Here is a 6500-nt window from a genome sequence, read left to right on the forward strand (position 1 = left end):
ATCTTGACCAACAGCAAAATACTAAGCCGACAAATCCGTGTCCCCTACTCCGCCAACTGGCGATAACCGAAACCGTTAGCATACATTTAATCCGAACCAAAATGAGATATCGTAACAGAATCAAATTAGCACCAGGTGTTAACATCAATTTATCAAAATCTGGTTTAAGTACAACTTTAGGACCAAGAGGAGCAAATATCAATATTGGAAAAAATGGCTCATATTTAAATACCGGAATTCCTGGAACAGGTCTTTACAATAGAAATAAAATTTCAGGTTCGAAAAGCAGAGTTACTTCGAACAAGAATTCTTCTACTACACAAGTTGGAGTTCAACTTGATCTGAATGAAAATTATGATCCAGTAATTAAAATCTTAAGCGAAACTGGACAAAATATAACTACCGATACTCTGATAAATAAGATAAAAAGAACCCCAGAATATAAGGAGAACTTAAAAACTATTTACAAGAAATATCACGACTTAATACATAGTGAAACCTTAGAATTTACAGAAATTCATAAACAGGTGATTACTCCAATTACAAAAGAAACCGTAGAAAAGGAACTTGAAAAATTAAAACCTGAAATTTACTCAAGACAAAGGTTTAGGAAAAATAAACCTTCCCTCCAGGAAATTGAGCTCGAACTTCTAAAAGAGGCCAAAGAAAAATATAATTCAATTCTTTTCTGGAAAAATGGAAAAAATCGAAAAACATATATTTCTGAGAATATTGAAAATAGGCATAAAACCAGATTAGAAAACTGGGAAAAAGAAAAAGACTTTTTTGAAAGTAAAGAGTCAGAAAATGAAGCTAAACAAAACAAGGAATTTCAAGAAAATTTCGAATTCAAAAAAAGAATTTTAAAAGGTAATCTAGAAGGAACAAGTGAAGCAGTTCTTTTGAATTTCGAAACAATTTTAAATGAAATTGATATTAAACCTGAGTTTCATTTAGACTTTGAATATGATGAAAATTTAAAGCATTTCCATATTGATCTAGATCTTCCAGAAATAGAAGATTTACCAAATGAAACTGCGTCTATTTTAAAATCAGGGAAATTATCTGTAAAAAATAAAACTCAAAAATCAATTAAAGAAGATTATGCTAATTGTGTTACTGGTCTTGGATTATTAATTGGTGGAGTTGCATTTATGTCCGGTGCAGGAGTAGAAAAAGTTAGTATTTCAGGTTATTCACAAAGAATGGACAAAAAAGACGGAATAGAAAAAGATGATTATCTATATACAGTAGATTTTGACCGAGAACAATTTTCAAATATAAATTTCGAAAATATTGAGCCATTAGAAACATTTAAGTTGTTTTCTCATAAAATGTCAATTTCTAAAACATTTGAATTTACTCCTGTAGAAATGGCCTAAAGAACCCACGTATGCTAACATCGGTTCATCGCAAATAACGGGTATTGTCGAAAAAGTGTAATTTTAGAAACCAGGAAAGAAAAATGGTAAATCCGACAAGTCCGCGTCCCTACTCCCGCAACTTGCGATAACCGTAACCGTTACCCAAAATTGTAAACCAAGTTTTCGTTGCTAATGAAAAATCCGATTTTAAATGCTGAAGAATTAAATGAAATTTTAGAAAATGAAAATACAATAATATTAGATTGTAGTACGAAATCTAATAAAGCAGGAGTTCAATCAGACTTTGAAAATATTAATATTAAAGGAGCTAGATATTTTGACCTTAAAAATGAGTTTAGTGATCCTGAATCGATTTTTCCGAACACTTTGCCTAATGCTGACCAATTTCAATTTAATTGCAGGAAATTAGGTATCAATGACTCCAGTAAAATCATCATATATGATAATTTAGGTGTTTACAACAGTCCAAGAGTTTGGTGGATGTTTAAAATTATGGGACATCAAAATGTTTCAGTCCTTAATGGAGGTTTACCAGAATGGATTAAAAGAAAATTTCCAACAAAAGAAGAATATGATTTAGAATTTGAGAAAGGAAATTTTAGATCCGACTTCCAGAAAAATATGATTTCAGATCTGGATTTTATAAAGAAGAATATAGAAAACGAGAAAATATTAGTAGTTGACGCAAGAAGTTCTAAACGATTCAATAGTTTAGAGCCAGAGCCAAGAAAAAATCTAAGAAGTGGAAACATAACAAATTCGATAAATATTCCATTTGAAAATGTTTTAAATAACGGAAAATTTAAAGACCTCAAGGAATTAAAATCCGTATTTGAAATCATAAGTGACCCTTCTATGAAATTGATCTTTACTTGTGGATCGGGAGTAACAGCTTGTATCATTTATCTAGCGAGTGAATTAATCTTAGAAAATGAAAAATCTTTATACGATGGTTCCTGGACTGAATGGGGAACTTTAGAGAAAAACTAAACGTTACAACTTTGGGTAACAACGTATATCGCAAATGGCGGGTTTAAGAGAAAAAAACTAACTTAGTTTTCAAAACAAACAAAATCGTTAAACCGACAAATCCGCATCCATAATTCCGCGCCACTTGTCGATATACAAGACCGTTAGCATACATTTGAAATGAGTCTTTCCCAAGTATATTTTTATATGATAATTATAATTTACCAACTATTTAGCATGGTGATCATAGCATGCTCGGAAGACATAAAAGAAGACAATTATTTTAAACGGTATTTGAAAATCACATTTCTAATTGGGTTTCTAGGACTTATAATGGAATTGTTGAATTGGAATTATTTCTGCCGATTCAATTGCACCCTTCTGACTTTTTCACCTTTTCTGACTTTATTAACTTCAAAATTAATTGTTGATTTTCACAAAAAAGTATTAGGAAAAGAAGGCTTTCAAGTTACTTGGGGCGGTTCATTCATGGATGGAATTTGGAATAAAAACAAAGGAGAATTAAGCCATTTTGGAAACCAATTATATAATGCATTGTATAGTGTTGTTTTATTTATTTTACCACTTATTATAATAAGTAGCCTTTTTTTATTAATTAAAAAAAACGTATGCTAACACCGTATAACCGCAATTACGGCGGATTCGACTACGTCCGAATCCACTCGGAATTGCTAACGTCAGTTCTTAACCGAATATTAACGCATGTTAACCCGTAACTGACGGTTATACGAACCGTTAGGCATAATTTTACAACATGAAAATACTAAAAACTACTTTATTACTAGCCACATTAGTTTTATGTTCATGCACCTCAAAGTTCAATGCATCAGATAAATACTATAAATTAATTGATGGAGAATCTATGATCTTTACGCAACTTTTATTAATGATTCAATATTGTTATTTAACTCTGAAGATTTGAATCCATGTGGTTGGCAATTTGTAAATCTTAATAAAGGGAACAATGGACTTTATTCTACGAACGAATTAAAGACTGATACTATGTGGGTAAGCTCTAAAGATGGTATATTACAAATAGAGACCGACCAAGATGATTTACTTCTATTTGAAAAAATTGAAATAGAACACTCAAAAAGTGACAGTATAAAAAGAGAAATAAAAGTCCTCAAAAATTTTAATGATAAAGGAATTATGTTTGATTGTGAATATTCAATGAAAGAAGTTGGAGATTTTTATGAAAGAGCATTAAGCAAAGTAAAAACTCGTTTAAAAAATCCAAATTCAGCAAAATTTAATAATGCATATGTTAGAAGATATAAATCTTTTAATGACAATGATGAATACGTAAAAACAACTACGACTGCTGTATCATTAGATGTAGAAGCAAAGAACGGATTTGGTAATTATGGAGAAAATGAATACACAGTTTTTTTCATACCCGATGATAATAATAGTTACGAGACTATCTTCAGTGAAAGTTCCGTAATGGATTTCGAATTAAAAAAGAAATTACAGTTTGAGTAAAACTATGCCTAACATCGGTTCATCGCAAATAACGGGTATTGCCGAAAAAGTGTAATTTTAGAAACCAGGAAAGAAATTGGTTAATCCGACAAGTCTGCGTCCCTACTCCCGCAACTTGCGATAACCGTAACCGTTGTACACAAAAAATTTTTAAAGTTTTGATTTTTAATAGTGAGATTACGTGCTTACTCAGACGCTGGAATAGAAAGATAATTATCGTCAAAAAAAGATTAATACCACGGCAAATCATTCCGGATAAAAAAATCTGATTCTCGCTGACTCTGAAAATCACCACGCAGATTATCACTCGGATTTAAAATTGATTTTACTATTTATCTATTTCGGATAAAATTTTCAGTGTACAACATCGGTTAACAGCAAATAACGGGTTATACGCTGAAAATTGTTATTTTAGAGACCAGGTAAAAATAAACTAAGCCGACAAGTTCGTGTCCCTACTCCCGTGACTTGCGTTAACCGTAACCGTTGCCAGCAATTATGAGAAAGATTCTAACTCTGATATTAATAATAATTTCTCTTCAGATATATTCTCAAGAAAGATTATTCTATCATCAATTTGAACCCACTGCTTCAGACTTTAAAGTAGTAAAATGGAATATTAAAAAAGATAGTTTACCACCACATTATTTTACAGAAAAAATAGATTCGGATAACCGAGTGACCGAATTAAAATTCTACAAAGACGGAAAAAATAATTTTGATCATTTATGCTATTTAATTACTTGGATAAAATTTGAATATCCAAATGCAGAAACTATAATCCAATTAAATCTAAACGATAAAGGAATTCCAGAGGCAAATTTTGAATGTGGATTACCTTCTAGAACAACCTATTATTTATCTAAAGACCAAAGAGAAATTATAAAATCAGAAGATGAGTTTAAATTTAACTATACACCATATTTAAAAAATAATTGGACAAAGAAGGAAATTGAAAAAGTAATCAATGAACTAAAATCAGAAGAAGAAACTGCTTCAATTGTGAATTATTATTCTAAGTCTTTTTATAAATTAAATAATATATTTCCTGTTGATAATGAATTTGATATAACAATTTTTTATTTCAGCGATTTGGAAAAAGAAAATGTAATTAACGGATTAAAATAACTGCTGGCAACAACGGCTCATCGCCAATAACGGGTTGATTCGAACAAGTGTAATTTTAGAAACCAGGAAAGAAAACAATTAAACCGACAACTCCGCGTCCCAACTCCCGCAACTGGCGATAGCCGAGACCGTTGTGGCTAATTTTTTAAATGAGAAAAATTCAACTAATAGTATTCTTGATCTTTACAACGAATTTTGTCCTCGGACAGAATAAAATTTTATTTCATCAATATTCACCAACAGCCTCAAGCTGGGATATTGTCAAATGGAATTTGAAAGATACAACTGGTGTCAACTTTATTCTTAAAGAAATTGTAGATAAGCAAGGAAGAGTAAAAGAATTAGATTTTTTAGAAAAAGGAAAATTGATTAAAGATCCACTTTGTTATTTGGCAAACAAAGTAACCTATAAGTATAAAAACAATGAAATTATAGAAACTTTATATCAAAATGATCATCCCATATTAGCTACCGATTGTGAAATGAATTACAAAAGAATTTATCATTTAGACAAAGAGAAAAATATTGATAAAATTGAATATTTCTCTAAATATGATTTTTCACAGATAGATTCAACAGAAATTAAACAGTGGAAAGAATGGGTGCCTGAATATAAAGTTGTAACTCCTGATTCAACACAATTAGAAATAGAATATTATTATCATTCTTTTTCAAAAATGAATGGAGCTTATCCAGTATCAAAAAACTATAAATTTATTGACGATTATTACTATGGTGATCAACCAGAAAAAGAATCAGTATTAAAGGGTTTACAAAAAAACTAGCCACAACACCGTGTAACGCAAATGGCGGGTATTTCGTTGAAATTCGATATTTTAGAGACCAATTAGAAAACCATTAAACTGACAAGTCCGCTTTCCCTACTCCGCGCCACTTGTCGTTACACAAGACCGTTGTGCTTAATTTAAAAAAATGAGTTTCTGGAAAACCGAAAATAAAATTGAACCTAAGCAAAATTTCTATTTAGAAATCAAGCAGTATTTTAATGGGTTAGCTGACCATCGGATTCCGACTGATCTGCTGGAGGAAATTATCCTAAAAGTTACGGATGAAATTTACAACGACTACAGCCGATTTTGGGAACAGTACCCTAAATCTCGAAAAAGGTATTCTAAACTAAAATTAGAGGATATTGAACATCCTTTTATTCGGTATCGTATAGCCGACTTTTTAAAAGCAAAGGTGGGGTCAGAGTACCGGAATTATTCAAAAATTCTTTTTAAGATGAATGATGAGGAATTTCGAGATTTTGAAAAACAAAAAGAATGGTACGAAACGAAATAGAAAACTAAGCACAACAACATATAAAAACAATGCTAAAACCTGTCTTAATTCGAAAGTCGGTGCTCGCTTGCAACGCCTGATTGTCCTTCGGACAATCAAGCTCGCCAGCTCGCACTGTTTTTATACGCGACGTTGTAGCAAACTAAAATATCTGCTCCTTTTGTCATTTTTGGGACACCAAATTTCTCACTATTTCATCAAGTAAAA

Annotated in this window: 6 protein-coding genes; all 6 read left to right on the top strand. The window is 31.1% G+C overall.

Annotated features, from left to right (window positions below):
* Positions 1-1382: DUF4236 domain-containing protein (locus AB8M93_RS18155; protein WP_373060309.1), on the top strand; the 1382-nt coding region annotated here is incomplete at its 5' end.
* Positions 1383-1556: 174 nt separating this feature from the next.
* Positions 1557-2375, top strand: coding sequence for a sulfurtransferase (locus AB8M93_RS18160; protein WP_373060311.1), 819 nt, complete (start codon positions 1557-1559; stop codon positions 2373-2375).
* A gap of 1002 nt (positions 2376-3377) precedes the next feature.
* Positions 3378-3860: a hypothetical protein gene (locus AB8M93_RS18165; protein ID WP_373060313.1), complete on the top strand. Its 483-nt coding sequence runs from the start codon at positions 3378-3380 to the stop codon at positions 3858-3860.
* Positions 3861-4358: 498 nt separating this feature from the next.
* Positions 4359-4988 (top strand): hypothetical protein, encoded by a 630-nt coding sequence (locus AB8M93_RS18170; RefSeq protein ID WP_373060315.1) that lies wholly within the window; start codon positions 4359-4361, stop codon positions 4986-4988.
* 149 nt (positions 4989-5137) lie between these two features.
* Positions 5138-5773 carry a hypothetical protein gene (locus tag AB8M93_RS18175; RefSeq protein ID WP_373060317.1) on the top strand — a complete coding sequence of 212 codons (636 nt, stop codon included), beginning with the start codon at positions 5138-5140 and terminating at the stop codon, positions 5771-5773.
* Positions 5774-5921: 148 nt separating this feature from the next.
* The gene (locus AB8M93_RS18180) at positions 5922-6293 is read left to right on the top strand and encodes a hypothetical protein (RefSeq protein WP_373060319.1); all 372 of its coding nucleotides are present in this window, start codon (positions 5922-5924) and stop codon (positions 6291-6293) included.
* Positions 6294-6500 lie beyond the last annotated feature (207 nt).

It is taken from the genome of Autumnicola aciditolerans (assembly GCF_041679265.1).
Classification (GTDB): domain Bacteria; phylum Bacteroidota; class Bacteroidia; order Flavobacteriales; family Flavobacteriaceae; genus Autumnicola.